Genomic DNA, 26,604 nt, shown 5'->3' on the forward strand with positions numbered 1-26,604 from the left:
GCTTAAGAGCTTAAGAGCGACAAGTCCCTTTCTATTATTCTTCGATGCCGGTCAGGCAACTGCTGGATGTCGGCTCCTGGCAACAGCTGTCGGTCGACTTATTGCTGTGGGACGGCGGCTCTGTCCCAAATGGCCGGGAGGTTGGCCCCTCGCCGGAGGCGAGGAGCCGGCGGGTCAAATTTCGGTATTCTCGGCAAGGGCGAGCGCGTCTTCCACGTCGATCCCGAGATAGCGCACCGTATTCTCGATCTTGCTATGACCGAGAAGTATCTGGACGGCACGAAGATTGCCGGTCGCCCTGTAGATGATCGATGCTTTCGTTCGGCGAAGCGAGTGTGTGCCGTACTCGCTCCGCATCAGACCGACCCCGGTCACCCATTCATCGACAAGCCGGGCATACTGCCGGGTGCTGAGATGCCCATTGTGATCGACCCGGCTGGGAAAAACGTAATCGTCCACTGTGCCGCCCCGCCGTTCAAGCCAGGCCAGCAGACTGGCTCGGGCGTCTGGGAGCAGCTCGAACTGAACAGGCCGACCTGTTTTCTGCTGCATGACGATCGCGCGCGTTCGGATCTGCCCGCCGCTAACAAGGTCGCCGATCTTCATTTGCACCAAGTCGCAGCCCCTAAGCTTGCTATCGATCGCCAAGTCGAAAAGTGCGCGATCTCGCAAGCGGCGGCGCTGATTAAGGTAGAATCGAATCTCCCAAATTTCCTTCGGTTTCAGAGCGCGTTTCGCGCCAACCGTTCTTCCCGCATTCCAGACCGCGCGCTTCGTGGTAGCGGTCGTGGGCTCGGTTTCAGGCGTCATCTTGTTGATTTCCGTTGAGAGTTGACCCGGGAGGGGCATAAATTTCCACTGAGAAGTGACCCATGTTCTGACCTTCCCCCTGGCTGATGCGTCGGGGGACATTGGAGTGATCGACATGGCGTTACTGAGCGTAATCCGGCGCTGGCATTTTCGTGAGGGGATGCCGATCCGGGAGATTGAGCGACGGACCGGACTGTCGCGCAACACGATCCGCAAGTACCTTCGGGCGGGCACGGTTGAGCCCAGGTTCAAGGTTCCCGAACGGCCAAGCAAGCTGGACCCGTTCGCAGGGAAGCTGGCGGGTTGGCTGCGGATCGAGGCTGGTCGCTCGCGCAAGCAGCGGCGCACGGTCAAGCAGCTGCACGCCGATCTCGTCGCCCTGGGCTTCGATGGCTCCTACGGACGTGTTGCGGCCTTTGCGCGCAGTTGGAAGGCCGACCGCCAGCGTGATGCCCAGACCAGCGGGCGCGGGACCTTCGTGCCGCTGGTGTTTCAGCCTGGCGAAGCGTTCCAGTTCGACTGGAGCGAGGATTGGGCGATCATTGCCGGCAAGCAGACCAAGCTACAGGTGGCGCACACCAAGCTGTCGCACAGCCGGGCGTTCATCGTCAGGGCCTATCTGCTCCAGACCCACGAGATGCTGTTCGATGCGCTGACGCAGGCGTTCCGGGTGCTGGGCGGTGTGCCGCAGCGCGGGATCTTTGATAACATGAAGACCGCGGTTGATCGGATCGGCAGTGGCAAGGCACGGCAGGTCAACGCCCGGTTCGCGGCGCTGGCCAGCCATTACCTGTTCGAGCCCGAGTTCTGTAACCCGGCCTCGGGGTGGGAGAAGGGGCAGGTCGAGAAGAACGTCCAGGATGCCCGTCGCCGGCTGTGGCAGCCGATACCCAGCTTTGCGGATATCGATGCGCTCAATGCCTGGCTCGAGGAGCAATGCATCGCCCAGTGGAGCCATATCCCCCACGGCGCGCTACCCGGCAGCATCGCCGATATGCATGCCGCGGAGGTCGCCAGCCTGATGCCGCTGGGGCGGCCCTTCGACGGCTTCGTCGAGCATACCAAGCGGGTATCGCCGACCTGCCTCGTAAACTTCGAGCGCAACCGGTACTCAGTGCCGGCCTCCTTCGCCAACCGCCCGGTGAGTCTGCGAGTTTATCCGGACCGTATCGTCATCGCCGCCGAGGGGCGGATCCTGTGCGAGCATGGGCGGATCATCGCCCGCTCACATCATCTGCCGGGACGGATCGTCTATGACTGGCGGCACTATCTGGCGGTGATCCAGCGTAAGCCCGGTGCTTTGCGCAACGGCGCGCCGTTTACCGAGATGCCCGATGCGTTCCGCCAGTTGCAGGGGCATCTTCTCAAGCGCCCGGGCGGCGATAGGGAGATGGTCGAGATACTCTCGCTTGTGCTGCACCACGACGAACAGGCGGTGTTGGGCGCCGTCGAGCTGGCGCTGGAGGGCGGTGTTCCGACCAAGATCCACGTGCTCAACATCCTGCATCGGCTGACCGATGGCAAGGCGCCGCCAGCATCACCGATCGATGCGCCGCAAGCCCTGCGCCTTGCCCAGGAACCGCTCGCCGACGTCGGCCGCTATGATAACCTGCGGGAGCTGCGCCGTGCGTCATGATCCCGCCAGCGCTGCCGTCGAGGTCATGCTGCGCGGTCTCAAGATGTACGGCATGGCCCAGGCAGTGAGCGATCTCATCGCCCAGGGCGCCCCGGCCTTCGATGACGCCGTGCCGATCCTCTCCCAGCTGCTCAAGGCCGAGATGGCGGAACGCGAAGTGCGATCCATCGCCTATCAGATCAAGGCGGCCCGGTTCCCGGCCTACAAGGACCTCGCCGGGTTCGACTTTGCTTCCAGCGAGGTCAATGAAGCCCTGGTCCGCCAGCTCCATCGCGGCGAGTTCATCGACGGCGCCGATAATGTCGTGCTGATCGGCGGCCCCGGCACGGGCAAGACCCACATGGCCACCGCGCTCGGTATCCAGGCCGTGGAACACCACCGCAGGAAGGCCCGGTTCTTCTCCACCGTCGACCTGGTCAACATGCTCGAACAGGAAAAGGCCATGAACAAGGCTGGCCAGCTTGCCGAGCGCCTGCTGCGCCTCGACCTCGTCATCCTCGATGAGCTTGGATACCTGCCGTTCAGCCCGTCAGGCGGCGCCCTGCTGTTCCACTTGCTCTCCAAGCTCTACGAGCAGACCAGCGTGATCATCACCACCAACCTCAGCTTCAGCGAATGGGCTGGCGTGTTCGGCGATGCCAAGATGACCACCGCGCTGCTCGACCGGCTCACCCACCACTGCCACATCCTGGAAACCGGCAACGACAGCTTCCGGTTCAGGGCGAGTTCTGCCGCACCCAAAACCAGAAAGGAAAAATCACCAGCTTGACCCACATCCCGCAACGCGGGAGACACACATCCACCAGGGTCACTTCTCGATGAAAATCCCGGGTCAACTCTCAACGGAAATCAACATCCTCCCTTCCGATCGACAATCCAACATGGGAGAGGACGGGCATCCGAGGCGAACCGACAGCGGCTTGCTGCCCAATGTGGAGCTGCCGAGACGCATGTGGGCGGGGAGCAGGATTAAGTTCCTCGCCGACATCCCGCTTGATGTGAGCATCACCCGCAAGTCGACGCTGATTGCCGCCACGCCGAAAACGGGCCGGTCCGGCAAGATGCTGTTCGCAACGGTGCGGCACGAAATCACAGCGGAAGGGAGTGAAACGGGGATAGTGGAGGAGCAGGATATCGTCTACCGCGAAGCCGCGTCCTTGAATACGCCCTTCGCTCGCGCCACTGCACATCCGGACGATGTCGATCCTGTCGCACGGGCGGTGACACCCGATCCACTGCTCTTGTTCCGGTATTCGGCGCTAACCTTCAATGGCCACCGCATCCATTACGACCGTGACTATGCGCGCAATGCGGAAGGCTATCCCGCACTGGTGGTGCATGGTCCGCTGATCGCCACATTGATGCTTGACCATCTCCTGCGTGAGTTAACGTCGCCGATCCAGTCCTACAGCTTTCGCGCGGTCGCGCCTTCATTCGATGGCGAGACAATCCAGCTCGGCCTTCGGCGCGACGGAAACGACGTGCAGCTGCGCGCGATCGGTCCGGAGGGACTGCTTATGACGGGCATGGCAAAGCTGGCACCAGGAAGCTGATGGCCGACGCGGGCGTTCCCGTCACGCGGGCTATCTGGGGGAGAACCAGTCTCCGGAACATCTGCGGCGCGAGCTTTAGCCATCGGCTATCCCGTCTTCATCAAGGCCGTGGTGGGCGGCGACATAGAGCATGCGCTGGGTGAACGCGGTGCGGAATTTCACCGAGGCGCTCGCTTCCTGCAAGCGAGAGGCGGCGGCCCGTTTCGGCGACAATCGCGTGCTACTGGAAAAGCGTTCACGCCGCCACCGGATGCGATTGCCCAGGCTAGCAGCATCGTCGAGGTATTTGAGCAGAACCTTGACGCCGTCCCCCATCACCGATGCCGCGGCGTGTGAACGCCTCAATCGAGCAGGTCGCCGATGGGGACCTGGAGTGCGGTTGCGAGGCGGCTGACGACGGTGATGGTGGGATTGCGTGCACCGCGTTCGAGGTCGCTGATATAGGTGCGGTGGATCTCGGCGCGGAACGCGAACTCTTCCTGTGACCAGCCTTTGAGCTGGCGCAGGCGGCGCAGGTTGCGGGCAAGGCGATCGATGACGTCCACTGCGGCACCGTGACCGCCCTGTCGACGATCAATCTACAGACGATCGGTGACATTCGGGTTGACTTCCCCCGCCCTTCCAAGGCTTGTGCGCCCTGTCACTGATCGTCGACAGGAAGGGGCGCAGATGGATTGTGTTGGGGAAAGGCGCAGATGACGCTGGTGCTGCTCGGCGATGGGCCGCCGCAACTGATGCGCCGGGTGCCCCAAGGCATGACGCGCCGCGAGAACGACCTGCGCGACCTGCTGTTCGATCATCCGGCGATATTGCCGCTGGGCGAGATCGATCCCTCGATCGGTGCGGTTGCTTCGGTGGCGCGCGAACTCAACATCCCCGAGGTCGGGCGGATCGATGCGCTGCTCGCCGATGGCTGCGGCCGGCTGGTGATTGTCGAGTGCAAATTGTGGCGCAACCCGCAGGCGCGGCGCGAGGTGGTCGGCCAGATCCTCGACTATGCCCGGGCGCTCGCCCGGTTCAGCTATGACGATCTCCAGCGCGAGGTGTCGAGCGCCACCGGGCGCAAGGGCAATGCGCTCTACGAGATCGTCCGCGATCTGCCTGGGACGCTCGACGAAGCGCGCTTTGTCGATCAGGTCGCGCGCAATCTCGCTGGCGGCCGCTTCACGCTGCTGGTGGTGGGCGATGGCATCACCGAGGGCACGCAGCGCATCGGCGCCTTCCTGCGCGCCCAGCCCGGCCTCGCCTTTGATTTTGCGCTGATTGAGATGGCCGAATACCGCTTTACCGATCCGGCAAGCGGCGTATCGCGGCTGATCGTTCAGCCGCGCGTGCTTGCAAGGACCGTGGTGATCGAACGTGCGGTCATCCGCAATGAAGCGGGATCGCTCGTCATCGACGATCTCCGCCCGGAGAGCACAGGCCCCGGCCCGCGCGAGACCCGGATCGATCCGGAAGCGCAGCAGCAGTGGCGGGCCTTTGCCGAACGCTTCATTGCCGGGCTGCAGTTCGACGATCCTGGCCAACCACCGCCACGCATCGGCGGCTTCGGCTGGATGCGGGTGCCGCTGCCGCCGCCGGCGGCGCTCACCCTGTGGCGGAGCCGCCCGCAGGAGCTGGCCGGCGCCTTTGTCCGCCTCTCCGGAAGCGATGGCCTTTCCGTCCATGACAGGCTGGCGGCCGACCGTGAGGCGATCGATGCCGAGTTCGTCGCAGCCGGGCTTGCAGCACCCGTCTGGGAGCGTGGCGAGACCGAGGCCGCGCTCCGGCTGAGCTGGCCGGCGCCATGGCCGTGGGACCCGGCAGCCGAAGACGCGCAGGCCGACCGGCTTGGCCGTGCCGCCAATCGCTTCGTCAACAGTCTTGCGCCCCGGCTGACGCATACCGGAGCTGCCGCCTGATGGGCGTGCTCACCATTGCCACCTGGAACACCCAATGGCGAATGCCCGGATCAAAGGATGCCGAATTGATCGTTGCGCGGCTGAAGGCAACCTCGCCCGACATCATCTGTCTGACCGAAGCCTGTGCCGATCTGCCTGGCAACGAAGGCCATGTGATCGCCTGTGATCCCGATCATGGCTATCCGGTGATCCCGGGCAGGCACAAGGTGCTGCTGTGGAGCCGTGAACCCTGGGTGGAGGTCGACCCGCTCGGCCATGCCGATCTGCCGCCGGGCCGCTTCATCGCCGGGCGGACGCTGACACCTGCCGGTCCGCTGCAGGTCATCGGCCTGTGCATTCCCTGGCGCGGCGCGCATGTCCAGACCGGCCGCCGCGACCGCGCATTCTGGCAGGATCATCTCCTTTACCTCTCCGCCCTGCGGCAGCATCTCGATCACACCCGAGGCCCCGCGCTGCTCATCGGCGACTTCAACCAGCGGGTGCCGCGGCGCTACACGCCGCCCCATGTCCATGCCGCACTCCACGCAGCGCTGGGCGATCGCTTCCGGATCGCCACCGCCGGCCCGATCGCGCCGCTCGACCGCCTCGCCATCGATCATGTCGCGCATACGTCCGAGCTCGCCCCGCTCCGCATCCGCGCCCTCTCCAATCTCTCGCCCCAGGGCCGCCCGATCAGCGATCATTTCGGTGTGGTGGTGCAGCTCGGCCGCACAGGCGAAGCCTGTCGCTGACGATCCGGCAACTGTCGGCCGGCCTGACGGCGATCGCTTCCGTGATGCCGAATAACTGCATGCCTGCCGGACGCGATTATCGGCAAAACACTTCCGGACCCCGAGGGGCACACTCTTCCCAGCACTCCCCCTCAGCGCTGAGTCTGAATCGCCTCGATGGCATCGACCAAAGTCAGCGCCGCCCGAATCTGACAGCGTGCGCCCTGGACGAGGTCCGCGGTGTGCCCGGACCTCCCCTGCCCCTCTGTGGCCAGCAGATGCGCATCCTCAAGGCGGGACGCGACGAGCGCGAAGAGATGCTGGATCAGATCGCCAAGCTCATCAGGTCGCGCCATGACGGCAGTAAGGCGGGAACCACCTGCAAAGTCCACCCGCAGCTTTGGCCGACGGCAAGCGCGTGCGGGCAAGCCACGCCTCGGCCGCCAACCCCGGTGCAGTTTATGCCGATGCAATCGGCACAGCGGTCATGTTCGCGATACCGTTGGTACAGAGGCTAGCCGCGGACGCCGATCTGCCGGCACCAGACTGCGGTCCTGAACGCCGGCGACAGCATCAAGGGGCTGCACCAGCATCGTCACGGCCGCGGTGCTCCTTGCGGAGTGGCGGTATGGCTCGGCCGCACAGGCGAAGCCTGTCGCTGACGATTCTTATCGCCGACGCAGAGGCGCGGCGGGGACACCCCCTTCTCCAGCACCTCCCACCTCAGCGCCCGGTCATCTTTCCATGCACGCAGCGCCGGCATCTGCATCGCGGGTGCAGTCGCCGGCGCTGCATTCATCTTCGCCTGACGGGGGCGCCCTGCGGCCGGGCGGCGCCGTGGGGCCGCCGGTCGCCTCTGGGCCGTTCGCGCGGCGCGCGCACGATGTCGTCCGAGAATCGCTGCTGGATATAGTCGAGCGCCTGGGATGTGCTGTCGACCTGATCGTCGTGACTGCTGTTGGGGAATCCCAGCAGTTCGTCCAGATAGGCGGGCATCCATTCCGCCGCGCGCGGCAGCAACACCCTGCCCGTCTCGAACATCACCGAGCGCGCCTGCATGCGGGCAAGCTTCCCGATGCGCGGCTTGACCGCAAGCGGCGTGCAGATGCGCGAGGTGCGGCGCAGATCCTGCACAATGCCGCGGCCAAGATCGGCGTCCTCGATGATCGTCAGGTCGAGGCGGTGCTCGCCGTGAATGGCCTCGATCCTGTGGCGAAGCTCGGGCGCCTCGAGCCTGGCGCGCTCGACATGGAGCAGATAGATGTCGCCATCGGCCAGCCCCCAGATGGTGCCGACCGACCAGTCGGCGTTCTCCGAGAGGGTGGAGGCCGTATCCCAGCTCGCCAGCTTGAACTCGAACGCCTCGGGCTCCACGTCATAATAGCGAAGCCAGGAGCGGCGGATGACGATGCCGTCGGGCGGGATCGGCCGCTGCTGATATTGCGCCTCGTACATGGTGGGGCCCATCTTGCGCTTCTGGAGCGCAAGCTCGGCAGGACCGGCGCGGCTTGGCTGGAGCAGTTCGCCGGCTGCGCGATGATAGGTCCGGCCCCAGCCAAGATCCCAGACCTCGTCCTCAGGCGCGGTGGCGGCGATCACCACCTCCTCAAACGCCTCCTGATCCAGCATATGGCCGGCCAGGTCATCCTGGTGGAGCCGCTGCATCACGCAGATGATCGCGCTTTTCTTCGGGTGATTGAGGCGGGTGGAGACCACAATGTCATAGGCGGCCTTGACCTTCTCGCGGGCAAGCTTCGAATGGATCTCCTGGCCCTTGTTGGGATCATCGAGGATGATGAAGTCGGCGCCGCGCCCGAGCAGGCTGCCCTCGATCGAGGCAGCAAGCCGATGGCCGCCGCGTGAGGTCTGCCACTCCATCATGCGGTTGGGCACGGCGGGACGACAGTCGGGGAAGATGCGGCGATACCAGTCTGCGCGCACGATGCGGTTGAACAGTTGCGCCTGCGCCTTGGCCACCTCCTGGCTATAGGTCACGCAGATGATCTGGCGCGTCGGGTCACGCCCCAGCACCCAGGCGGCATAGGCGATGCTGATGGTGATGGTCTTCATGCTGCGCGGCGGCAGGTTGATCATCAGCCGCCGGCATGCGCCCGCCTCGACCTTGAGCAGCCGATCGGCGATGACATCGATATGCCAATTGGGCTCATAGACGGTGCCGGGCTCCAGCACCGCCATCACCTGTGCGACGAAGGTCGGAAAATCCGCCCGGATCATCGCGTCCCAATAGGCTTGAGGAAGCGGGATCATTGGCCGCCTCCCTGGGCAAGCGCGCGCTGGAGATAGGCGATCACCGTTGCCGGATCGACCGCCTCCATGCCGCCCGCCTCGCTCTCGGCGCCATCGCCGATCAGGCGAATGAGCATGTCGATCGCGCGCAGATCGCCCTTCACGGCCGTGTTGACGAGCGTCTTGACCATCAGCTCGGCCTTGCTGAGCTTGATCGTCTTGTCGCCGTCGGGCACGTTGACCGCCACCGCCAGTTCGTCGTCGATCAGCGTGGCGAGATGTTTGCCGCGGCGTTTGCCCGAAGGGTTGCCGGACTGGCCGGGCTTGAACTGGCCTGACCGGGGCGGCTTGCCATAGCCGACTTCATAATCGGCGTTGCGCTTGCGCTTTCCGGCCATGTCACGCCTCCTCGTCCGAAGAAGCGGCCCCGCGTTCTGCGGCGAGGTCGTCGAAGGTGCACCCGGTCGCGACATGGATCGCGGCCTCGCCGGTATATGCCTGCCAGCGGCGGACGATCACATCGCAATAGAGCGGATCAAGCTCGATCAGCCGCGCCTTGCGGCCGGTCATCTCGGCGGCAATCGCGGTCACCCCCGATCCTGCAAAGGGGTCGAGGACGATACCGCCGCGCTTGGAGCAATCGCGCATCGCATCGGCGAACAGCGAGGGTGGTTTCGGAGTGGGATGCGCTTTGAGGAACTCATCCTGACTGCGCTGGAAGTTGTTCGCTGGTGGACAGGTCCACACATTGGTGCGGTGGCGGCCGGTCTCGCCCAGTCCGAAATTGTTGATATGGGGCGCTTTGCCGTGCTTCCAGGCGAAGCATAACTCATGCTGGGACCGGTAGAAGCTGCCCATTCCGGCATAGGGATGCTTATTCCATACAATCAGATTCTTGAGTTCGCTGAACACATGGTTACCGGCGTCGAGCATCTGGCGCAGGTGCCGCCAGTCGATAAAGGTGAAGAGGATGGCGCCATCGATGCTGTGCGCAGCGATATGGCCGAAGGCGGTCGCCAGGAACTCGGTCAGCTTCTCGCCTTCCAGTTCTGCACCGCCCATGACAAACTCGCGGTGCTTCGTTTTGCCGAGCCCCGAGACATGGCCGTTGATCGCAACCCCATAGGGAGGGTCGGTTACGACGAGCTGTGCCTTCTCCTCGCCCAGCAATGCGGTATAGGTTTGCGCTTCAAGCGCATTGCCGCAGATCAGCCTGTGCTGATCGCCAAGGTCGTAAAGGTCGCCAAGCGCAGTGATCGCGACCGATTCGACAGAGGGCGCACCTTCGGAATTGCCCTGTTCCACACCCCGCACATCAAGAATCCTGTCGAACTCGGCCGATGAAAAGCCGGACAGTTCGAGGTTGAGCTCGGCGACGCCGGACAGATCGAGATCGGTCAGTTCGCGCACAGCGTCATGAAGCAGATCGTCGTCCCAGACGCTGAGCTCGGCGCTCCTGTTATCCATCAGCTGGTAAAGCTGGATCTGCTCGGGCGAGAGATGGTCGATCTGGACCACCGGCACCTCGGCCAGGCGATGCGCCTTCGCCGCCAGCCAGACATTGTGGCCGGCGATAATGCGGCCCTCCTGGTCAATCAGCAGCGGCCTGGTAAAGCCGAAGTTGGTCAGCGACGCCTTCAGCGCGACCATCTGGCGCTTGCTCGTCTTGCGGAGTGCGCGCGCCGGCGGTTGCAGGCTGTTCGTCGCGACATAGGTGCATGCCAGGCGGAGATTGTGGTGCAACAGGTCACACGGCGGCTTCAGATCCGCGTCAGAACCTGAAACGGGGGTGCGCGTGCGTTTGCGCACGACAGGAAGGTTGGACATCTGGAAATCCTCTGACGACGCCGGCAGACGGAGAGGCGCTCCCGCTCTTGCGGGGTGAAGTCTCTTTGTCTGCCCTGCCTCGATGAGGACTTATGTGCTGCCGCTGGCATCCCGTTCGGCGGTTGCAACATGGGATGAAGCTGCTATGTATCAGCCCCGCAAATTGCCGTCAAGTACCTGTATTCATTGACGAAGGATTGCGTCGTTGGTGCTCCACGGGTGAAGGGGACGAGGCGGTGCAATCGCCAACATTGAATTCCCTGCTCCACCGGAAAAGCGGCCCAGGCAATTCCCTGCCGCCTGGCGCAACCGTATCCGCTAAGCGACTGCCGGAACGAGGAAACAGCCTCCGACGCAACGGCAAGACAGCGGTGAAAGGGATATTTTCCCTGCATCCAGGGAAATACAGGGTAACGGCAAGCCGAGACCCGTTCGCTCCAGACTGCGTCGCGCACCACCCAGTCACTAAGACATGGGTATTGAGAGACCGCCTCGGCATTCTCCGCAAGAACCCCGCACTTCCGCGCCATTCCTTAGCCCGGCCGCAGGAGGCGTGGACAGAGACGCCGAAATTCCCGGCAGTTCTCTGCCAGTTTGCCGCCGCGTCTCACCTGCCCGAAAAACTGTCCACGGATGGTGTGGCGCTTGAACAGGCGAGGCGCGCCAAGCGGCGCGCCTCGAAGATGATCGACGTGGATCGACTCAGCCGAAACCGAGCATGCGCCGCTGCTCTGACCAGGCAATCGGCAGCTCAGCCACGCGGAGCAGCGACCGAGCGTTGAGCTCAACCGGCTGCTTCCCCTCCAGTATCGCGGTCACGATGCCGGGTGCCAGGAAGTTGAGCCGCGCAAGCCTGACCGTGTGCCGGCGCGATGCCTCGGTGGCTTTGCCCGAGCAGAGTTGCTGATAGGCAGCACGCGCTTCGCCGAGGAGCTGGATCAGTCGATCATCGCGCATCGCTGGCCGCGCCTCGGGTGCGGCATAGACGAGCTTCAACTCATGCCCACGTCTGCGCATCTGCACCGCGATATCGATGCTGATGGTGGAAGCCTGGACCTCGGTTCCATGGGCCAGCAGCTCGAGCAGCCTGCCCCCGTCGATCTGGATGGAGACGATGTCCTGCCGGACGATGATCCGCGCATCCAGCTCCTCGAGCAGAGGTGCCAGCGACATCGCATCGGTAGCACGCGCTGCGAGCCGGGCCCCTTCGAGCTTCAATCCTTCGCTTGCTTTGAGGGTCTCGCCCAGCGCCGCTGCGATGCGCAGACCATCGCAGAGGAAGTCCGCCAGCCCCCGCTGCGCGATGGTCTCCAGCTCCAGAGCCGGGATGCGCCATGCGGCCTCCGACTGCTCAGGGCTCTCCTTCGAGACATAGTAGCGATAGCAGCGGTTGCCCTTGTTGGCATGGGCCGGTCCCATGCGTCGCCCCAGCGCATCTTCCACGAAACCGCTCAGCGGGCTCGGCAGGCTCTTGCGCGGTCGAGGCGTGTGGCTTGCCCTGCTGAAGAGCTGCTCGCCGCTTTCGGGCCTGCTTGCGGACAAACTAGGTCGCCGCCCGTTGCTGATCGGGTCGGGCCTGCTGTTCGCTGGTCTGGGCGTAGCGCCGTTTTTTCTGGACGACATCGTGATCATTCTGGCCACCCGCTTCGGGCTTGGCATCGCGGCGGTCGCTTTTTCAACTGTGGGCGCCACCCTGGTCGGTGATCATTTCCGGCCCGCCGAACAGCCGCGTTGGCTAGAGCAACGGGCGTGAAATAGGAATCAGGCCAAGGATTCCCAGCGACCGGAAAATATGATTCACCGTTGCTGGAGGTGGATCATGGGGAAAGCCTTTTCGAGCGATCTTCGGAATCGGATATCTGATCATGTGGCGGCGGGTCATTCGCGACGTGATGCGGCGCGGCGATTTGGAGTGAGCGTGAGCTGCGCGATCAAGCTTGTGCAGCGTGTGGCGAAGACGGGGTCGGCGGCTCCGGCGCGGCAGGGGCGGCCGCCGGGAGCAGGCAAGCTTGCGCCGTACATGACAATGCTGATCCGCTGGGTGGAGGCGCAGTCGGATATCAGCATGCCCGAGCTTGCGGCAAAGCTTGAGGCGACGACGAAGATGCGTGTTCATCCAGCCTCATTGTCGCGCGCCCTTCTGGGAGCGGGCTTCAGATATAAAAAAACAGCTTCTGGCCTCGGAGTGCGGACGCGATGATGTTTGCGAGGCTCGTCGGCGATGGCGGCTGCATCGCCAGCCGCGCATGCGCGAGCAGGCGCACCGCTTGGTATTCATCGATGAGACAGCGACCACGACGAAAATGACGCGTCTGCGGGGGCGGGCTCGCCGTGGCCAGCGCCTGAAGGGACGCGCGCCATTTGGCCATTGGAAGACGCAGACCTTCATAGCAGGATTACGGTGCGACGGCCTGACCGCTCCCTGGATCATCGATCGGCCGATGACCAAAGAGATCTTCGAAATCTACGTGGAAACCCAGCTCGCGCCGACACTCGATCCGGGCGACGTCGTGATCCTCGACAACCTGCCGAGCCACAAGAGCGAAAAGGCCAAGGCGATCCTCAAGCAGCGCGGCGCCTGGTTCCTCTTCCTCCCGCCATACAGCCCTGATCTCAACCCGATCGAGATGGCCTTCTCAAAACTGAAAGCGCACCTCAGGCGCATCGGGGCCAGGACGATCGATGACCTCTGGCGAGCCGTCGGCAGCATCTGCGACCTCTATCCGCCCGACGAATGCCGCAACTACTTCATCGCCGCCGGATATGCACACGATTAAACGCTCGATGCTCTAGGTGCAATGCTGGCGAGTTCGATGATCTCGGCGATCCTGGCCGTGCCGATAGCCGGCCTGCTGGGCGACGCGGGGTGGCGCTGGCCCTTTCTCCTCTATCTGAGCGGACTTCCTTTCGCCTTGATGGCGTCGCTGGGTCTCCGGCAGTCGGCGCCACGGCAGTCCATCGAGGCCGGAGCAGAAGCAAACGTTCGGGTGGCGCCCGCAACATTTTTCCCTTTCCAGCTCGTGCTGAAGGGGCTGCTTATCGGCGTACTCATGTATCTGGTGCCCATTTATGTGCCTTTCCAGCTGTCGCGGCTGGGGATCGACAAGCCGTCAACAATCGGGTTCGCCTTGACGCTCGAATTGCTCATAGGAGCGCTTGTGGCCATCCAGTTTGGGCGCGCGCGGCGGCACTTCTCGTCACAATCCCTTTTCATGTTCAGCTGCGGCGGAATGGCCGTCGGCGTGACAGCCTTCGCACTTGCGCCCAGCTACCATGTGGCGCTCGCCAGCCTGCTGTTGATAGGCCTTGCCTCGGCCTGGCTTTACCCGAACTTGCTCAGCCGCACGATCGCCTCGGTTGAAGACGGTCGGCGTGGGCGCACGGTGGGTTGGGTAAAAAGTTCGCTCGCGGTTGCACCTGCGCTCGGCGTCGCTGCTTTGGAGCCGGTAATTGTACTGCTGGGGCTTCGATCCGCGCTGTTGATGATTGCATTACTTGCAGCGGTAATGTGCATCAGCACGCAGCGGCACCGTATAACTCGCTCCGGCTGGGTTTCGCGTTTCCCGCGTGGATGACGTGCGATGCCGTTCAGCGCCAGATTGAACTGTTCGGCGTAACAACCCTGCCATGGCACGTTGGGCAGAGTCAGTGCGGCCCGAATTTCTCGGCGTGCGACCTGTACGAGGTCGGTGACGTGTTCGGTCACTTGGCCCGTGTGGCGAGGACGATCGTCAACGCATGTTATCACGGTGAACGCGGCGCCAGTCACGCCTTCTGCGCCGAGCCCTCTCGTCGCCATGGCCATCATCGGCCGATCGTCCAAACACCCGGATTGCAGTGAAATTGCACATCCCCCGGCTTCACGACTGACCAGCGCCACCCGGTCCGCCGCCAGGATCGCCTCTACCCTGCCGCCTGGCGCAGCCGGATCCGCTAAGCGACTGCCGGAACGAGGAAACAGGCTCCGACACAACGCCAAGACAGCGGTAAAACGGATTTTATTCCCTGTATCCAGGGAAATACAGGGAACGGCGCGTCGAGACCCGTTCGCTCCGGACTGCGTCGCGCACCACCCAATCCCATGCTTCAAGGATTGAAGAGAATCTGTCCTGAGATTCTTTGGGCCTGAGCGATGCGGGCGCAACGGATCTTGGCCCCCGCGCCGATGATGTCGCCGATCCGCGCGTCTGCGGTCCACGCTTAGCCACGGAGAGTCGGCTTCAGCCCCGACAGTGAAACTAATGTGTGGGGATATGCCCCTGAGGGAAGCTTGGACCTTCAGGAGGGATGCTACCAGCCACTTATCAGTATGTGCCAAGGAGCATGGCTATTCTCCTCGCCAGACCGGCGCACGCTTTTCGGCGAAAGCGCTGGCCCCCTCTTTGGCATCTGCTGAGGCAAATACCGGCAGGGTAATTTCGTTTTGTCGCTCGAACATCTCGGCCCTTGGCCAGTCAATGCTTTCCTGAAGGACACGTTTGCTCGCCGCCACGGCAAGGGGTCCGTTTGAAGCAATCTTCAACGCAATCTGGCGGGCTTCTTCCAGTGCCTGACCTGCCGCCACTAGACGATTCACGATGCCAAAAGGTTGAAGCTGGCTTGCCGGCACAATATCGCCGGTTAGAACCAATTCCGCCGCGATGCGCGACGGCATCTGGCGAGGCAGCCTGACAAGGCCTCCGGCATTGGCGACGAGGCCCCTCTTGACTTCGGGAAGGCCCACTTTGGTATCCACGGTCGCAACGATAAGATCGGCCCATAAGGCAATTTCAAACCCTCCGGCGAGCGCATAGCCCTCCAGCGCCGCAATCCACGGTTTCCGCGAGACGAATTGCGTCACGCCCGCGAACCCGCGATCGGGCAAGCGGACGACCTCGCCACGGACGAAGGCCTTCAGGTCCATGCCCGCGCAAAAGTTCCCCCCCGCCCCGGTGAGGATTCCTACCGACACGTCCGGGCGGGACTCGACTTCGTCCAGCGCGGCCGCCAGCCCGTTTGCTACCGATGCGTCCACTGCGTTGCGCGCATCGGGGCGGTTGATCGTCACGACCGCCACATGATCAGCTATCTGCAGGTCAACGGTTGCAGGAAAATCAGCCATGGCACACTCCTCCGACCCAGACTATTTTCATTACCAAGCTATGTTTATTCCGTGCCTATCCGCTTAAGGCATACACCCACTAGATATGGTATGGTGGGTCCATTGGCCTGAGTAGAGTTCGGCAAAGGTCGGCGCCTCGATATCACTGGCGATCCCGAGGAGGGATCGGAAGGCGTTGAACGGGTAGAAGCGGCGATTGAAGCGGAAAGTGAACTCGTTGAGGTAGGCTTGCAGATGCTTGGTGCTGACGCCGTGGTGGATGCCGTTGAGCCACGCTTTGAGGTTTGAGAACACCAGATGGACGATGGGCAGGAACTCTTCGGACACCTCCGGGTCGCCACACTGGGCGATGGCGTGATGGTCGTAACCGCCGCCCTGCAACCCGCTATAGCCGCTCCAATCATCGGTGATGACCAGCGTTCCCGGCTCGACCGCGCTCTGTACAAAGCCACCAAGGGCACCGGCACTGCGGTCTGCACCGATGGCCAATCGAACCCTTCCGGCATAGCGTCCGTTCCGGCGGCGGTCCTGGCCAGTGCCAGGCTCCCGGTGACGAACTTCGACGGCGGCGACCACCAGCGTTTTGTGGTGGGTTCCCCGGCCTTCGCCGCGCGTTCGCCCGCCGATCCAGGTCTCATCGACCTCGACATGCTGACCGCTCTGCCCGCCGATCCGATCCTGATCGGGGCGCACCATCGCGGCGCGCAGTTTATGGAGCAGGCCAAAGGCCGTCTCGTACCGGGTCAGGCCAAGCTGGCGCTGCAACTGGACGGCAGATATGCCGGTCGTCTGACTCGCAACCAGGTAAGCGGCCCAGAACCACACGCTGAGCGGGATGTGGCTTCGTTCCATGGCCGTGCCGACCATCAGGCCGGTCTGACGGCGACACGAGCGGCACATCAGGATGACAGGCCGAGTGGTGAAACGAAACGGATCGCCGACGACGCCACAGCGTGGGCACGCAAATCCATCAGGCCAGCGAGCTTTTTCAAGCCAGGACGCGCAAGCGCCATCATCCGGGAAAAGCCGCTGGAACTCGGGGAGGGATTTCGGGAACGGCAGCTTGTCGCGGTCAAGAACGTCCACAATCCCCACCCTTTACAACCGCTTTGGGTGGCACCAAGCCGCAGGAAAAGTCAGGCGCGCGCCACAAGGCAGCCACTAGATGTAGTGGGTGTATGCGTCAAGCGGATAGGCACGGTTTATTCCTCAAATCGCGCCTCTGTTTGAGACCGGATGGTCTCGATACTTATACCCGGAGCGATTTCTTCAAGCCGGAACGGAGCATTACGATCGGGTCGGGAGAAGACCGCGAGATCGGTGATGATCATGTCGACGACGTTGGAGCCGGTAAGCGGCAGGGTGCAGGCCTTGCGGAACTTGGGCGCGCCATCGCGCGAGACATGATCCATCAACACGATGATCCGCCTGGCACCAGCGACAAGGTCCATTGCCCCGCCCATCCCCTTGACCATTTTTCCCGGAATCATCCAGTTGGCGATGTCGCCCCTCTCCGACACCTCCATCGCCCCGAGCACAGAGGCATCCATGTGCCCGCCCCGGATCATCGCAAAGCTATCGGCGGACGAGACATAGCTTGTGCCGGCAAGCTCTGTGATCGTCTCCTTGCCCGCGTTTATGATGTCGGGGTCTACCTCGTCCGCGCGCGGATAGGGGCCGAGGCCAAGCATCCCGTTCTCTGACTGCAGCGTGATGTCGATACCGGGCGGAATATTGTTCCCCACCAGCGTCGGGATGCCGATCCCCAGGTTCACATAATAGCCGTCGCGCAGTTCCCGGGCGGCGCGAGCGGCCATTTCGTTCCGTGTCCACGGCATGATCAGCCCTCCGCCCGAAGAACGCGCCGCTCGATCCGCCGCTCGTTCACCGCCGCCGGGATCAGACGCTGCACGAAAATGCCGGGGGTGTGGATATGATCCGGATCGATCTCCCCCGCTTCCACAATGTGCTCAACCTCGGCCACCGTCACGGCCCCACAGGTCGCGACCATCGGATTGAAGTTCCGCGCGGTCTTCCGGTACACCAGATTGCCACGGCTATCCCCGCGCCACCCCTTTACGATCGCGAGGTCCGCCGTCAGGCCCGTCTCCAATATCTGGCGCTCTCCCTTGAAGACTCGCTCCTCCTTTCCTTCCGCCACCATCGTGCCCACCCCGGTGCGGGTATAGAAGCCGCCGATCCCCGCACCCCCGGCACGGATCCGCTCCGCCAGCGTCCCCTGCGGGTTGAACTCCAGTTCCAGCTCGCCAGACAGATACTGCCGTTCAAACTCCTTGTTCTCGCCGACATAGGACGCAATCATCTTGCGCACGCGACGCGCCTTCAACAGAAGCCCCAGACCATAATCGTCCACACCGGCATTATTGGATATAATCGTCAGGTCGCCGACCCCGCTTTCCAACAGCGCCCCGATCAACGTCTCCGGTATCCCGCAAAGGCCGAACCCACCCGCCGCGATCGTCATTCCGTCAAACAACAACCCGTCCAGCGCACTCGACGCATCCGCATAAAGCTTTTGCGACATCAATACTCTCCAGCCTGAGTTGCGCGGCCCGTCATCAACCTTCCTGCCCCGCCCTTTCTCACAATTTTTGTGTGAGTTCGGGGAGGATCTTGAAGAGGTCTCCGACGAGGCCGAGGTCGGCGACCTGGAAGATCGGGGCGTCCTCGTCCTTGTTGATGGCGATGATGGTCTTTGAGTCCTTCATGCCCGCAAGGTGCTGGATCGCCCCGGAGATGCCGACCGCGATATAGATTTCGGGCGCGACGATCTTGCCGGTCTGGCCGACCTGATAGTCATTGGGCGCATAGCCCGCGTCCACCGCCGCGCGGCTCGCGCCGACGCCCGCCTTCAGCTTGTCGGCCAAGGGATCGATCAGCGCATGGAACTGCTCGGACGAACCGAGCGCGCGTCCACCCGAGACGATGATTTTTGCGCTGGTCAGCTCCGGCCGCTCCGACTTTGCGATCTCGGCGCCCGCAAAGCTCGAAAGCCCCGCATCGCCCGCGCCCGACACGGCTTCCACCGTCGCGCTGCCGCCGGTCGCCGACGCCTTTTCGAACGCCGTGCCGCGCACCGTGATCACCTTCTTTGCATCCGACGTCTTCACCGTCGCAATCGCGTTGCCCGCATAGATCGGGCGGGTGAAGCTGTCCGGCCCCTCGACCGACAGAATGTCGGAGATCTGCGCCACATCGAGCAGCGCCGCCACGCGCGGGGCGATGTTCTTGCCCGTCGTCGTCGCAGGCACGACAAACGCATCATGGTGCGCCATCAGCCCCACCACCAGCGGCGCGACATTCTCGGCCAGCCCATGCTCATAGGCCGCGTCGTCTGCGACATGCACCTTGCCCACGCCCGCGATCTTCGCCGCAGCCTCCGCCACCGCGCCGCAGCCCTTGCCCGCAACCAGCAGATGCACTTCGCCCAGCTTGCCCGCCGCCGTCACTGCCGACAGCGTCGCGTCCTTCACCGAGGCATTGTCATGCTCAACCCAGACCAGCGTCTTCATGCGCCTACTCCCATTTCCTTAAGCTTGGCGACCAGCACGTCGACATCGGCCACCTTGATCCCGGCCTGCCGCTTGGGCGGCTCTTCCACCTTCAGCGTCGTCAGCCGGGGCGTCGCGTCGACGCCGTAATCCGCCGGCGTCTTGCTCGCCAGCGGCTTGGATTTCGCCTTCATGATGTTGGGAAGCGACGCATAGCGCGGCTCGTTGAGCCGCAGATCGGTCGTGACGATCGCCGGAAGCTTCAGGTCCACCGTCTCAAGGCCGCCGTCCACCTCGCGCGTCACCTTGGCGCGGCCGTCGGCAATCTCCACCTTCGACGCAAAGGTGCCCTGGCTCCAGCCGAGCAGCGCCGCCAGCATCTGCCCCGTCTGGTTCGAATCATCGTCGATCGCCTGCTTGCCAAGGATCACCATGCCCGGCTGCTCTTCCTCGGCGACCTTCGCCAGCAGCTTGGCGACCGCCAGCGGCTCCACCACGCCCTCGGCCTGGATCAGGATCGCACGGTCAGCGCCCATCGCAAGCGCCGTGCGCAGCGTCTCCTGCGCCTTCGCCTCGCCGATCGACACCACCACTATCTCCGACGCCGCACCCTTTTCCTTCAGCCGGATCGCCTCTTCCACCGCAATCTCGTCAAACGGGTTCATCGACATCTTCACATTCGCAAGATCGACACCCGTCCCGTCCGCCTTCACACGCGGCTTCACATTGTAATCCAGCACTCGCTTCACTGCCACCAACAGCTTCATCTTTACGCTCCTTGAAAACAGTCAGAACGCGGCAATCCCAGTAATAGCTCGGCCGAGAATAAGCGCGTGCACATCGTGCGTGCCTTCATAAGTATTGACCGTTTCCAGATTGGCGGCGTGCCGCATGACTTGAAATTCCGCAGAAATACCGTTTCCGCCATGCATGTCGCGCGCAATGCGGGCGATCTCCAAAGCCTTTCCGCAATTGTTGCGCTTGATGAGGCTGATCGTCTCGGGCACGAGTTCGCCCTCGTCAAGACGCCGCCCCACCCGCAGCGCGGCCTGCAGGCCCATCGCGATCTCCGTCACCATATTGGCAAGCTTGAGTTGCACCAATTGCGTCGCGGCCAACGGCCGGTTGAACTGCTTGCGCTCCAGGGTATAGGCGCGAGCCGCGTGAAAACAGGCTTCGGCGGCGCCCATGCTACCCCAGGCAATACCATATCTGGCCCGATTGAGGCATCCGAACGGACCGCCGAGTCCTTGGATTTGAGGCAGCAGATTTGCTTCCGGCACCTCAACATTGTCCATCACGATTTCGCCGGTGACGGAGGCCCGAAGCGACAGTTTTTCCCTGATCTTGGGCGCGGACAGGCCCGCCATGCCCTTCTCGAGCAAAAACCCCCTGATCTTGCCGTCATGCGCATCGGACTTTGCCCAGACGACAAAGACGTCGGCGATGGGTGAATTTGTAATCCACATCTTGGCGCCCGAAAGCAGATATCCGCCGTCGACCTTTTTGGCCCGCGTGCGCATGGAACCGGGGTCCGACCCTGCGTCCGGTTCCGTAAGGCCGAAGCAGCCGACCCATTCCCCGCTGGCGAGCCGCGGCAGGTACTTCTTCTTCTGTTCCTCGCTGCCATAAGCGGCAATGGGGTGCATGACGAGGCTGGATTGCACCGACATGGCCGAGCGATAGCCCGAATCCACCCGCTCCACCGCGCGCGCGATCAGACCATAGCTCACATAGTTGAGACCAGCGCCGCCATATTCCGGCGAAACAGTTGCACCCAGCAGGCCCAGCGCGCCCATTTCGTTCATGATCTCGCGATCGAACTGCTCTTCCAGATAGGCGTGTTTTACACGGGGAAGAAGTTTCTCGGCCGCATAGGCTTCCGCGGTGTCGCGGACCATCCGCTCCTCATCGGATAGCTGCGCGTCGAGGGCGAATGGATCCGCCCAGTCGAAAGGCAAGGATTCTAAATCTGCCATGGAGTTCCTCATTCATCGGCCAGCGTTGGTAACGGTTCGCCCCTGGCAGGAAAAGCCTGCCGCACACCCGGCATACACCCGCGGTCCCAAATGATCCCATGGATTCACCGCTCAATTGCCGTCAGCTAAATACCCGATAATAAATGACATTTTTGCACACTTTCGTGCGCCGTAAATCCAAAAAGCGGGATGGGAACGCCTCGCCAATTGCGGGTTGCGTCAACAGGGCTGGCACTTGGGGGGCGTGTTTCACCTCGGATAGCCCCATAGCATTTGCCGGATTCATGAGAGCGGAGGACCATCATTCACATCTTGCTCTTCGGCGCCAATGGCTTTCTGGGATCGCATGTCGCACAGGCATTGAGAGCGGCAGGTCATGAGTTGACCGCCCTCGCCCGAAACGAAAAAAGCGCGGCAGGCATCCGCCAACTAGGCGCGCGGCCGATCGAAGGACAGATAGACGACGCAGAACTGATGGCGCGACTGGCGCAGGAGCATGACGGCGTGGTATTCGCCGCGCGGGTGGACTTCGCCAGAGAAGCTGAAATCCTGGAGCCGATGATTCGCGCCATGCGCGACAGCGGTAAGCCCCTGATCATGACATCGGGCACCTCTTGTCTGTCCATCGACACGCCATTGGGTGAATGGAATCAGGAGAGTTTTGCCGAAGACGATCCTTTCGATTCAAAGCTCTGGACCCGGGTTCGGATGGAAAGCGAACAACTGGTCCGCGGTTCGGCGAAAGTAGGCGTTCGCGGAATCGTGGTCCGTCCGCCGATGATTTGGGGAAATGGCGGCGGCAATGGGCAAATACCCTGGATATTCGATGCGGTACCCCGGGCGGGCGCCGCCTGTTACCTGGGCTATGGCCTTAATCTTTACACCAATGTCCATGTAGAGGATCTGGCGCAGATTTTCGTTCTGGCCCTGCAAAAAGGACGGCCAGGGGCTCTCTATCACGCCGTCGCCGGCGAAGTCTGCTGGCGGACGATCTCCGAAGCCGTGGCCGCTGTGATGGGCTGCGAGGCCCGCAGCATAAGCTATGACGAGATGTGCGACCTTTGGGGCAAGCTGGACGCGCCCTACCGCTTCGCGGTGAGCAGCAGATGCCGCGCCATTGCAACCCGTCGCGATCTGGACTGGGCGCCTCGCCACATCGACCTGATCGACGACATTCTGAACGGCAGCTACCGGGAGCGGTTTCAGCCTCGCAACGCATAGCCAAAGGACACGATGCCATGTCGCTGGACGACCGGGAGGATATCCGATCCCGCCTGATACTCTATGGTTTTGCAGTCGATAGCCTGCGCTGGGATCTTTTTGACGAGATATTCGCATCGGAAGGGCTGCATGTCCGTCATGGAGAGCGGGAACCATGGACCGACCTTGCTATGTTCAAAAATGATTTCGAGATTTTTCATCGGATATTCGACAGCACGCGCCACTCGATGAGTAATTTCATCATAGAATTGAACGGAGACACCGCCCGCAGCATTACCTATGGCCAATATCGTCTGGTAAGATCTGGTGCGGAAGGGGGCGATTACTGGTACGGAGAAGGCTGGTACGAAGACGAACATGTCCGGACATCAAAGGGCTGGCGGTTGCGCAAACGGCAATCGCGACAGGTCTATCGCGAAGGAAACGACGCCATAGGCTCCAACACCGGTGTGCGCTTCCTGCACAAGACAAGCTCGCTGCAGCACTCGCCGCACGCCCGGTCGTTGCAGCCGCTAAAAGGATGGGCGGATCAATGGGCGTAGGGAACACGAGCCGAAACGCCGTGGTGCTTGGCGCCTCGGCGGAAGGAGGGAGCGGTTGGGCCATTGCCGAGCGGCTGGCCGAGGAAGGTTACAAGGTTGCGGTCGCCGCGCGGCGGCGCGAGGGACTGGAGGCGCTTGCAACCCGGATCGGCGGGATCGCCATTGTGGCGGACGCTGCACAGCCCCCGAGCATGGCGGCGATGATCCGGCAGGCCAAAGAACAGTTGGGCGAGATCGATGTAGCCGTCAACGCGGCAGCAATCGCACCCACGGGGTTGATAAAGGATGCAAGCGACGACGACATCGAGCGCGCACTCAACGTCAACTATGTCGGCAGTGTCCATTTCATCCGGCATGCAGCCGGTGCGATGCGGGATGGTGGTCTTATTCTTCTGATCTCTTCGTCCAGCGCGAACCAGCCGCTTCTCCCCATGTTTCCCTACGCCTGCGCAAAAGCGGCAGCCGATTGCCTTGTCCGCTATGCGGCGCTGGAGTTCGGGCCACGCGGCATTCGCGTAAACTCAATCCTGCCCGGTCCGATAAAAACCGGTATGGCGGCGCACATTTATGCGGAGCCGGGCGCTGAAGAACGACGCGCGCGAGAAATCCCCCTCGGTCGAGTCGCGCTGCCAAAGGATATTGCCGACGCGGTCATGGCCTTTGTCCATGCGCCCTATCTTACCGGCCATAACCTGCCGGTCAGCGGGGGCATGCATCTGACGCGGCCTGCCCGCAGGGATGACACATGAAGAGCCAGATCGCACATCGTAACGGCGTAGGGGGGAAGGACGTAGAATGCACGTTATCGACGATTATCTAGTTGCGCACAGCCGCTATGTGGAATCGCTGGCATATCTGGACGCGGTGGCGTCGCTCTTGCGCGATGTGGGCGAGCAATTGCTGGCCAATCCAGAGCATGTCCACTTCGAGGGTGAATCCGTCTGGCTCGAACGTCGCGTGAATGGACCGGGCGAAGGCCAGGCGGCCAAAAGTCCCTGGCCTTCGCCGGAGCGGCTACGTCAGGCAATTGCGGATTTCATGGTCGCGCGGAAAGCGCTTGTGCAGGAAAGCGATGCCCTGATGAATGCGCGTGGCCCGGAAAGTCTGAAAAAGAACCCCCCTCCTGCCCCTGCCAGCAAGTCCTGATCCTAGCGAGGTTTCGCGATCAGCGCGGCCGTCGATTCCGTATTTCTGACATCGGCAAAGGCCAGTTGCATGGCCGTCAGTCCCATTTGGTGCTCCTGCGGCGTTCGCGCCATGGTCGCATCGGACACAAAGATCACGCGGTAGCCCAGCATCAATGCATCCCGTCCGGAGGATTCACAGCAGAAATTCGTGAACGCGCCGGTGATAATCACATTTTCTATCTTGCGGTCGCGCAGTTCGTCATGAAGCGTCGATGACCCGGCTATGAATGCGCTGTAGCGATATTTATCGACTATGAGATCATCCGCTTGGACATCGAGCCGACTGTCGAGACGATGTTCGGTCCGTTCAGGCCGCATTCGCCGATCCAGCCGAGCGAGCGCGGGGATGTCCTTCTGCCATGCAGGAACGGATAGCGCGGGATCATCGCTGCCGGTATGGCGCAGATACGCCACCGTGCCGCCCACCGAGCGCAGAGCCTTCGCCAAGCGGTTCACCCTTGGAATGATCGCATCCGCCGACGTTGCCGGTTCTATGAAACCGTTCTGCAGATCTATGACCAGAAGCGCGGTCCTTGCGAGGTCAATCTGCTGAAAATCGAAGAGCGCGCGTGCTTGCGCCCAATCAGGTGTACTGTTCGGATGGGCAGCAGCTTGCATTGCCTCGGTCATCATCTCTCCTTCAGTTCAATGGCAGGATGTTGTCGAACCCGGGATCAGCGCTTTCCTCGTTCCAGCGCACCGAACCATATGGCCGCTCCAGAAAGCGTCTGGCCGTCACTGGACTGCCGCCGGCGTGATATGCGAGCGCCTGGTCCTGAAGCTCGCGCTCCTGCTTCGTCATGCGATCGCGCTGCCGAAGATATTCATCCCAGGTCGGGAAATGATAGCGCTCCATCCATATCTCGGGATCGCCGAGATCACGAGAGATCGACACCGCATAGGCACCATTGCGCTTGCGGCTGAGCTGCACAGCCTCGATCAACCGGTAAAAGGCGCGCGCCCGATCCTGCGGCACCCGATATTCAACCTCAATCGTGATCGGCCCGCTTCGACCCGAGACAGCTATCCGGATTTGTGGATCGGGCAGGCTTTCGCCCGACGCGACATAGGCGCTGCCGCCGTCGGGCACCGGCCAGAGCCGCCCAAGCAAGAACGATATGCCGGTGAGTACGCCCGAGGTCACAAGCGCAGACCCGACGCCGAACCGATCCGAATGAAGGCCCCAGACAACGCCCGCCAACGCAATGCCGCCCGAAATCGCCGCCTGGAAACACGCAACGGCGCGCCCGGCGACCCAGCGTGGCACGAGCATCTGCAGGTTCACGTTACAGAACTGCGAAACGCTCATCCACATGGCGCCGGCGACCAGAAGAGCGGCTGCCGTGAGCACGGCCGAGCGGCTGACGCCCACCACAATGATGCTTAAGCCAAGGGCAAATATGCAGCGCGAAACACTGCCTTCCACGCCGAAGCGCGCGCGCAGATGGGGCATCAGGAAAACGCCTATAATCGCGCCCGCACCGAATGTACCAAGGAGAAACCCGAATATGTTCGCTCCCGACGACAAAAGGTCGCGCGCTATCAGCGGCATGAGCGTGTGGACCGAGCCGGTCAGCGCGCCCAGCGCGAAGGCGCGGATGACAATGCTGAGAATCGCGGGCGAGTGGAAAACATATCGCACGCCCGATACAACCGCCCTTCCCAGACGCTCTGGTGGAAGCCGGGGCATTTGGCGCTCGGGCGCGGCACGCAATTGGGCGAAGATCATCGGCAGGTAAAGAAAAGCGCTGATGGCGAAGGCGATGACAGCCCCGCCAGCCGCAACAATGAGTCCACCGACGGCCGGCCCGGCGACGCGCGCCGAATTGTAACTGAGGCTGTTCAGTCCCACCGCTGGTTGCAGTAATTCGGCAGGCACGTCCTCGGTCACCGAGGATTGCCATGACGGCCAGAAGAAGGCCATGCCGCATCCCGCGACGAAGCTGAGCGCCAACAGCGCGCCCGGCGTGATGGCGCCGACCAGCGACAAGCCGAACAGGGTCGAGACACCACATAGGGATATGAATACGGAGACAAGTGCAACAACCCGGCGCGGATACATATCCGCCATGGCTCCGGCCGGCAGCGTAAACAACAGCATGGGCAGCAAGGTCGCGCTTTGCACCATGGCCACGAGGGTTGCATCGCCTGTGGACTCCGTCATCGCCCACGCCGCACCTACGCCCTGAATGAGCAGCCCCAGGTTGGAGAGCACACTTGCGGTCCAGATGAGGCGAAAGCGCGGGATGCGCAGCGGGGCGGCCATGCCTTGCCTTGGAGGGGCGGTCTGTGTTTCAGTCATGCGAGCCACGAACGAGCCGATCGGCTTGAATAACCTGCCACCGCCAAATCCCAAAAGCCCAACCTGCCTGCCGCAC

29 protein-coding genes are annotated in these 26,604 nt (G+C 62.7%); 12 read left to right on the forward strand and 17 right to left on the reverse strand.

The features are described 5' to 3' along the window. Positions 1-174 precede the first annotated feature (174 nt). On the reverse strand, positions 175-810 hold the full coding sequence (locus BSL82_RS08395; protein ID WP_072596871.1) for a tyrosine-type recombinase/integrase: 636 nt from the start codon (positions 808-810) through the stop codon (positions 175-177). 115 nt (positions 811-925) lie between these two features. Between BSL82_RS08395 and istA the strand changes: the two genes are divergently transcribed. Genes istA through BSL82_RS08410 form a run of 3 tightly spaced genes read left to right on the forward strand, consistent with a single transcriptional unit; the run spans position 926 to position 3,999 of the window. Then, positions 926-2,446: an IS21 family transposase gene (gene istA / locus BSL82_RS08400; protein WP_072598586.1), complete on the forward strand. Its 1,521-nt coding sequence runs from the start codon at positions 926-928 to the stop codon at positions 2,444-2,446. After that, on the forward strand, positions 2,436-3,215 hold the full coding sequence (istB, locus tag BSL82_RS08405) for an IS21-like element helper ATPase IstB (protein WP_072596180.1): 780 nt from the start codon (positions 2,436-2,438) through the stop codon (positions 3,213-3,215). Before istA ends, istB begins: the two co-directional genes overlap by 11 nt. Before the next feature lie 49 nt (positions 3,216-3,264). Beyond that, entirely contained in the window at positions 3,265-3,999 is a 735-nt protein-coding gene (locus BSL82_RS08410) for an HTD2 family dehydratase (protein WP_162274384.1), read from the forward strand. A 75-nt stretch (positions 4,000-4,074) separates the two neighbouring features. Here BSL82_RS08410 and BSL82_RS21745 read toward each other — a convergent pair whose 3' ends face one another. Both BSL82_RS21745 and BSL82_RS08420 read right to left on the reverse strand, forming a co-directional pair. Further along, positions 4,075-4,314, reverse strand: a complete 240-nt coding sequence (locus BSL82_RS21745) for a hypothetical protein (RefSeq protein WP_072596873.1) — start codon at positions 4,312-4,314, stop codon at positions 4,075-4,077. Positions 4,315-4,340: 26 nt separating this feature from the next. Then, positions 4,341-4,544, reverse strand: a complete 204-nt coding sequence (locus BSL82_RS08420; protein WP_072596874.1) for a helix-turn-helix domain-containing protein — start codon at positions 4,542-4,544, stop codon at positions 4,341-4,343. A gap of 150 nt (positions 4,545-4,694) precedes the next feature. On the opposite strand from BSL82_RS08420, the gene BSL82_RS20435 reads away from it, so the two are divergent. Beyond that, positions 4,695-5,900 (forward strand): PDDEXK family nuclease, encoded by a 1,206-nt coding sequence (locus BSL82_RS20435; RefSeq protein WP_072596875.1) that lies wholly within the window; start codon positions 4,695-4,697, stop codon positions 5,898-5,900. Beyond that, complete coding sequence (locus BSL82_RS08430) at positions 5,900-6,631, forward strand: endonuclease/exonuclease/phosphatase family protein (protein ID WP_072596876.1); 732 nt, start codon at positions 5,900-5,902, stop codon at positions 6,629-6,631. Before BSL82_RS20435 ends, BSL82_RS08430 begins: the two co-directional genes overlap by 1 nt. A gap of 131 nt (positions 6,632-6,762) precedes the next feature. Here BSL82_RS08430 and BSL82_RS08435 read toward each other — a convergent pair whose 3' ends face one another. The 5 genes from BSL82_RS08435 to BSL82_RS08455 all read right to left on the reverse strand — a co-directional run bounded on the left by BSL82_RS08435 (position 6,763) and on the right by BSL82_RS08455 (position 12,127). Further along, entirely contained in the window at positions 6,763-6,966 is a 204-nt protein-coding gene (locus BSL82_RS08435; RefSeq protein WP_072596877.1) for a hypothetical protein, read from the reverse strand. Between the two features lie 439 nt (positions 6,967-7,405). Then, positions 7,406-8,878: a phage terminase large subunit gene (gene terL, locus BSL82_RS08440; RefSeq protein ID WP_072596878.1), complete on the reverse strand. Its 1,473-nt coding sequence runs from the start codon at positions 8,876-8,878 to the stop codon at positions 7,406-7,408. Next, entirely contained in the window at positions 8,875-9,255 is a 381-nt protein-coding gene (locus BSL82_RS08445; protein WP_072596879.1) for a DUF5681 domain-containing protein, read from the reverse strand. Before BSL82_RS08445 ends, terL begins: the two co-directional genes overlap by 4 nt. A 1-nt stretch (position 9,256) precedes the next feature. Next, complete coding sequence (locus tag BSL82_RS08450) at positions 9,257-10,684, reverse strand: site-specific DNA-methyltransferase (protein WP_083579112.1); 1,428 nt, start codon at positions 10,682-10,684, stop codon at positions 9,257-9,259. A gap of 702 nt (positions 10,685-11,386) precedes the next feature. Continuing rightward, positions 11,387-12,127 carry a hypothetical protein gene (locus BSL82_RS08455; RefSeq protein ID WP_158010751.1) on the reverse strand — a complete coding sequence of 247 codons (741 nt, stop codon included), beginning with the start codon at positions 12,125-12,127 and terminating at the stop codon, positions 11,387-11,389. A 43-nt stretch (positions 12,128-12,170) separates the two neighbouring features. Between BSL82_RS08455 and BSL82_RS08460 the strand changes: the two genes are divergently transcribed. The 3 genes from BSL82_RS08460 to BSL82_RS08475 all read left to right on the forward strand — a co-directional run bounded on the left by BSL82_RS08460 (position 12,171) and on the right by BSL82_RS08475 (position 14,259). Then, positions 12,171-12,437, forward strand: coding sequence for an MFS transporter (locus tag BSL82_RS08460; protein WP_158010752.1), 267 nt, complete (start codon positions 12,171-12,173; stop codon positions 12,435-12,437). 66 nt (positions 12,438-12,503) lie between these two features. After that, positions 12,504-13,461, forward strand: a protein-coding gene (locus BSL82_RS19945) for an IS630 family transposase (RefSeq protein WP_158010753.1) whose coding sequence is annotated in 2 segments (ribosomal slippage) — positions 12,504-12,854 and positions 12,856-13,461 — 957 coding nt in all. Because the reading frame shifts where the segments join, the coding sequence is not laid out codon by codon here. A gap of 21 nt (positions 13,462-13,482) precedes the next feature. Further along, positions 13,483-14,259 (forward strand): MFS transporter, encoded by a 777-nt coding sequence (locus tag BSL82_RS08475; RefSeq protein ID WP_072596884.1) that lies wholly within the window; start codon positions 13,483-13,485, stop codon positions 14,257-14,259. A 752-nt stretch (positions 14,260-15,011) separates the two neighbouring features. Here the strand turns inward: BSL82_RS08475 and BSL82_RS08480 are convergent. From BSL82_RS08480 to BSL82_RS08510, 7 genes are all read right to left on the reverse strand, one after another. Further along, positions 15,012-15,785 (reverse strand): crotonase/enoyl-CoA hydratase family protein, encoded by a 774-nt coding sequence (locus BSL82_RS08480; RefSeq protein WP_072596886.1) that lies wholly within the window; start codon positions 15,783-15,785, stop codon positions 15,012-15,014. A 63-nt stretch (positions 15,786-15,848) separates the two neighbouring features. Then, complete coding sequence (locus BSL82_RS08485) at positions 15,849-16,871, reverse strand: IS1595 family transposase (RefSeq protein ID WP_048575010.1); 1,023 nt, start codon at positions 16,869-16,871, stop codon at positions 15,849-15,851. 116 nt (positions 16,872-16,987) lie between these two features. Then, a complete protein-coding gene (locus BSL82_RS08490) occupies positions 16,988-17,623 on the reverse strand; it encodes a 3-oxoacid CoA-transferase subunit B (protein WP_072596887.1) in 636 nt (211 codons plus the stop codon). A gap of 2 nt (positions 17,624-17,625) precedes the next feature. Further along, positions 17,626-18,330, reverse strand: a complete 705-nt coding sequence (locus BSL82_RS08495) for a CoA transferase subunit A (protein WP_072596888.1) — start codon at positions 18,328-18,330, stop codon at positions 17,626-17,628. 58 nt (positions 18,331-18,388) lie between these two features. Next, entirely contained in the window at positions 18,389-19,318 is a 930-nt protein-coding gene (locus tag BSL82_RS08500; RefSeq protein ID WP_072596889.1) for an electron transfer flavoprotein subunit alpha/FixB family protein, read from the reverse strand. Further along, positions 19,315-20,064 carry an electron transfer flavoprotein subunit beta/FixA family protein gene (locus tag BSL82_RS08505; RefSeq protein WP_072596890.1) on the reverse strand — a complete coding sequence of 250 codons (750 nt, stop codon included), beginning with the start codon at positions 20,062-20,064 and terminating at the stop codon, positions 19,315-19,317. The genes BSL82_RS08500 and BSL82_RS08505 overlap by 4 nt, the downstream gene beginning before the upstream one ends. Positions 20,065-20,085: 21 nt before the next feature. Then, positions 20,086-21,276 (reverse strand): acyl-CoA dehydrogenase, encoded by a 1,191-nt coding sequence (locus BSL82_RS08510; protein ID WP_193408599.1) that lies wholly within the window; start codon positions 21,274-21,276, stop codon positions 20,086-20,088. Positions 21,277-21,588: 312 nt separating this feature from the next. Here BSL82_RS08510 and BSL82_RS08515 point away from each other — a divergent pair, with 312 nt between their 5' ends. From BSL82_RS08515 to BSL82_RS08530, 4 genes are read left to right on the forward strand one after another with little or no spacing between them, the layout of a single operon-like run. Next, on the forward strand, positions 21,589-22,497 hold the full coding sequence (locus BSL82_RS08515) for an NAD-dependent epimerase/dehydratase family protein (RefSeq protein WP_226998674.1): 909 nt from the start codon (positions 21,589-21,591) through the stop codon (positions 22,495-22,497). Between the two features lie 17 nt (positions 22,498-22,514). Then, positions 22,515-23,039, forward strand: coding sequence for a nuclear transport factor 2 family protein (locus BSL82_RS08520; protein WP_072596893.1), 525 nt, complete (start codon positions 22,515-22,517; stop codon positions 23,037-23,039). Then, positions 23,030-23,788 (forward strand): SDR family NAD(P)-dependent oxidoreductase, encoded by a 759-nt coding sequence (locus BSL82_RS08525; RefSeq protein ID WP_158010754.1) that lies wholly within the window; start codon positions 23,030-23,032, stop codon positions 23,786-23,788. The genes BSL82_RS08520 and BSL82_RS08525 overlap by 10 nt, the downstream gene beginning before the upstream one ends. Before the next feature lie 46 nt (positions 23,789-23,834). After that, positions 23,835-24,185: a hypothetical protein gene (locus tag BSL82_RS08530; RefSeq protein ID WP_072596895.1), complete on the forward strand. Its 351-nt coding sequence runs from the start codon at positions 23,835-23,837 to the stop codon at positions 24,183-24,185. A 2-nt stretch (positions 24,186-24,187) separates the two neighbouring features. Here the strand turns inward: BSL82_RS08530 and BSL82_RS08535 are convergent, their stop codons facing one another. Further along, complete coding sequence (locus tag BSL82_RS08535) at positions 24,188-24,856, reverse strand: cysteine hydrolase family protein (RefSeq protein ID WP_158010755.1); 669 nt, start codon at positions 24,854-24,856, stop codon at positions 24,188-24,190. Positions 24,857-24,866: 10 nt separating this feature from the next. Then, the gene (locus tag BSL82_RS08540) at positions 24,867-26,492 is read right to left on the reverse strand and encodes an MFS transporter (RefSeq protein WP_083579114.1); all 1,626 of its coding nucleotides are present in this window, start codon (positions 26,490-26,492) and stop codon (positions 24,867-24,869) included. Between the last annotated feature and the right edge of the window lie 112 nt (positions 26,493-26,604).

Origin of the sequence: Tardibacter chloracetimidivorans, from assembly GCF_001890385.1 — a bacterium.
GTDB classification, from domain to species: domain Bacteria; phylum Pseudomonadota; class Alphaproteobacteria; order Sphingomonadales; family Sphingomonadaceae; genus Tardibacter; species Tardibacter chloracetimidivorans.

What these genes read in the sequence shown, in the direction of transcription:
- BSL82_RS08395 (WP_072596871.1), bottom strand. Translation starts at nt 810, where the DNA reads ATGACGCCTGAAACCGAGCCCACGACCGCTACCACGAAGCGCGCGGTC.
- istA (WP_072598586.1), top strand. Translation starts at nt 926, where the DNA reads ATGGCGTTACTGAGCGTAATCCGGCGCTGGCATTTTCGTGAGGGGATG.
- BSL82_RS08410 (WP_162274384.1), top strand. Translation starts at nt 3,265, where the DNA reads ATGAAAATCCCGGGTCAACTCTCAACGGAAATCAACATCCTCCCTTCC.
- BSL82_RS21745 (WP_072596873.1), bottom strand. Translation starts at nt 4,314, where the DNA reads ATGGGGGACGGCGTCAAGGTTCTGCTCAAATACCTCGACGATGCTGCT.
- BSL82_RS20435 (WP_072596875.1), top strand. Translation starts at nt 4,695, where the DNA reads ATGACGCTGGTGCTGCTCGGCGATGGGCCGCCGCAACTGATGCGCCGG.
- BSL82_RS08430 (WP_072596876.1), top strand. Translation starts at nt 5,900, where the DNA reads ATGGGCGTGCTCACCATTGCCACCTGGAACACCCAATGGCGAATGCCC.
- BSL82_RS08435 (WP_072596877.1), bottom strand. Translation starts at nt 6,966, where the DNA reads ATGGCGCGACCTGATGAGCTTGGCGATCTGATCCAGCATCTCTTCGCG.
- terL (WP_072596878.1), bottom strand. Translation starts at nt 8,878, where the DNA reads ATGATCCCGCTTCCTCAAGCCTATTGGGACGCGATGATCCGGGCGGAT.
- BSL82_RS08445 (WP_072596879.1), bottom strand. Translation starts at nt 9,255, where the DNA reads ATGGCCGGAAAGCGCAAGCGCAACGCCGATTATGAAGTCGGCTATGGC.
- BSL82_RS08450 (WP_083579112.1), bottom strand. Translation starts at nt 10,684, where the DNA reads ATGTCCAACCTTCCTGTCGTGCGCAAACGCACGCGCACCCCCGTTTCA.
- BSL82_RS08475 (WP_072596884.1), top strand. Translation starts at nt 13,483, where the DNA reads ATGCTGGCGAGTTCGATGATCTCGGCGATCCTGGCCGTGCCGATAGCC.
- BSL82_RS08480 (WP_072596886.1), bottom strand. Translation starts at nt 15,785, where the DNA reads ATGGCTGATTTTCCTGCAACCGTTGACCTGCAGATAGCTGATCATGTG.
- BSL82_RS08490 (WP_072596887.1), bottom strand. Translation starts at nt 17,623, where the DNA reads ATGCCGTGGACACGGAACGAAATGGCCGCTCGCGCCGCCCGGGAACTG.
- BSL82_RS08495 (WP_072596888.1), bottom strand. Translation starts at nt 18,330, where the DNA reads ATGTCGCAAAAGCTTTATGCGGATGCGTCGAGTGCGCTGGACGGGTTG.
- BSL82_RS08500 (WP_072596889.1), bottom strand. Translation starts at nt 19,318, where the DNA reads ATGAAGACGCTGGTCTGGGTTGAGCATGACAATGCCTCGGTGAAGGAC.
- BSL82_RS08505 (WP_072596890.1), bottom strand. Translation starts at nt 20,064, where the DNA reads ATGAAGCTGTTGGTGGCAGTGAAGCGAGTGCTGGATTACAATGTGAAG.
- BSL82_RS08510 (WP_193408599.1), bottom strand. Translation starts at nt 21,276, where the DNA reads ATGGCAGATTTAGAATCCTTGCCTTTCGACTGGGCGGATCCATTCGCC.
- BSL82_RS08520 (WP_072596893.1), top strand. Translation starts at nt 22,515, where the DNA reads ATGTCGCTGGACGACCGGGAGGATATCCGATCCCGCCTGATACTCTAT.
- BSL82_RS08525 (WP_158010754.1), top strand. Translation starts at nt 23,030, where the DNA reads ATGGGCGTAGGGAACACGAGCCGAAACGCCGTGGTGCTTGGCGCCTCG.
- BSL82_RS08530 (WP_072596895.1), top strand. Translation starts at nt 23,835, where the DNA reads ATGCACGTTATCGACGATTATCTAGTTGCGCACAGCCGCTATGTGGAA.
- BSL82_RS08535 (WP_158010755.1), bottom strand. Translation starts at nt 24,856, where the DNA reads ATGACCGAGGCAATGCAAGCTGCTGCCCATCCGAACAGTACACCTGAT.
- BSL82_RS08540 (WP_083579114.1), bottom strand. Translation starts at nt 26,492, where the DNA reads ATGGCCGCCCCGCTGCGCATCCCGCGCTTTCGCCTCATCTGGACCGCA.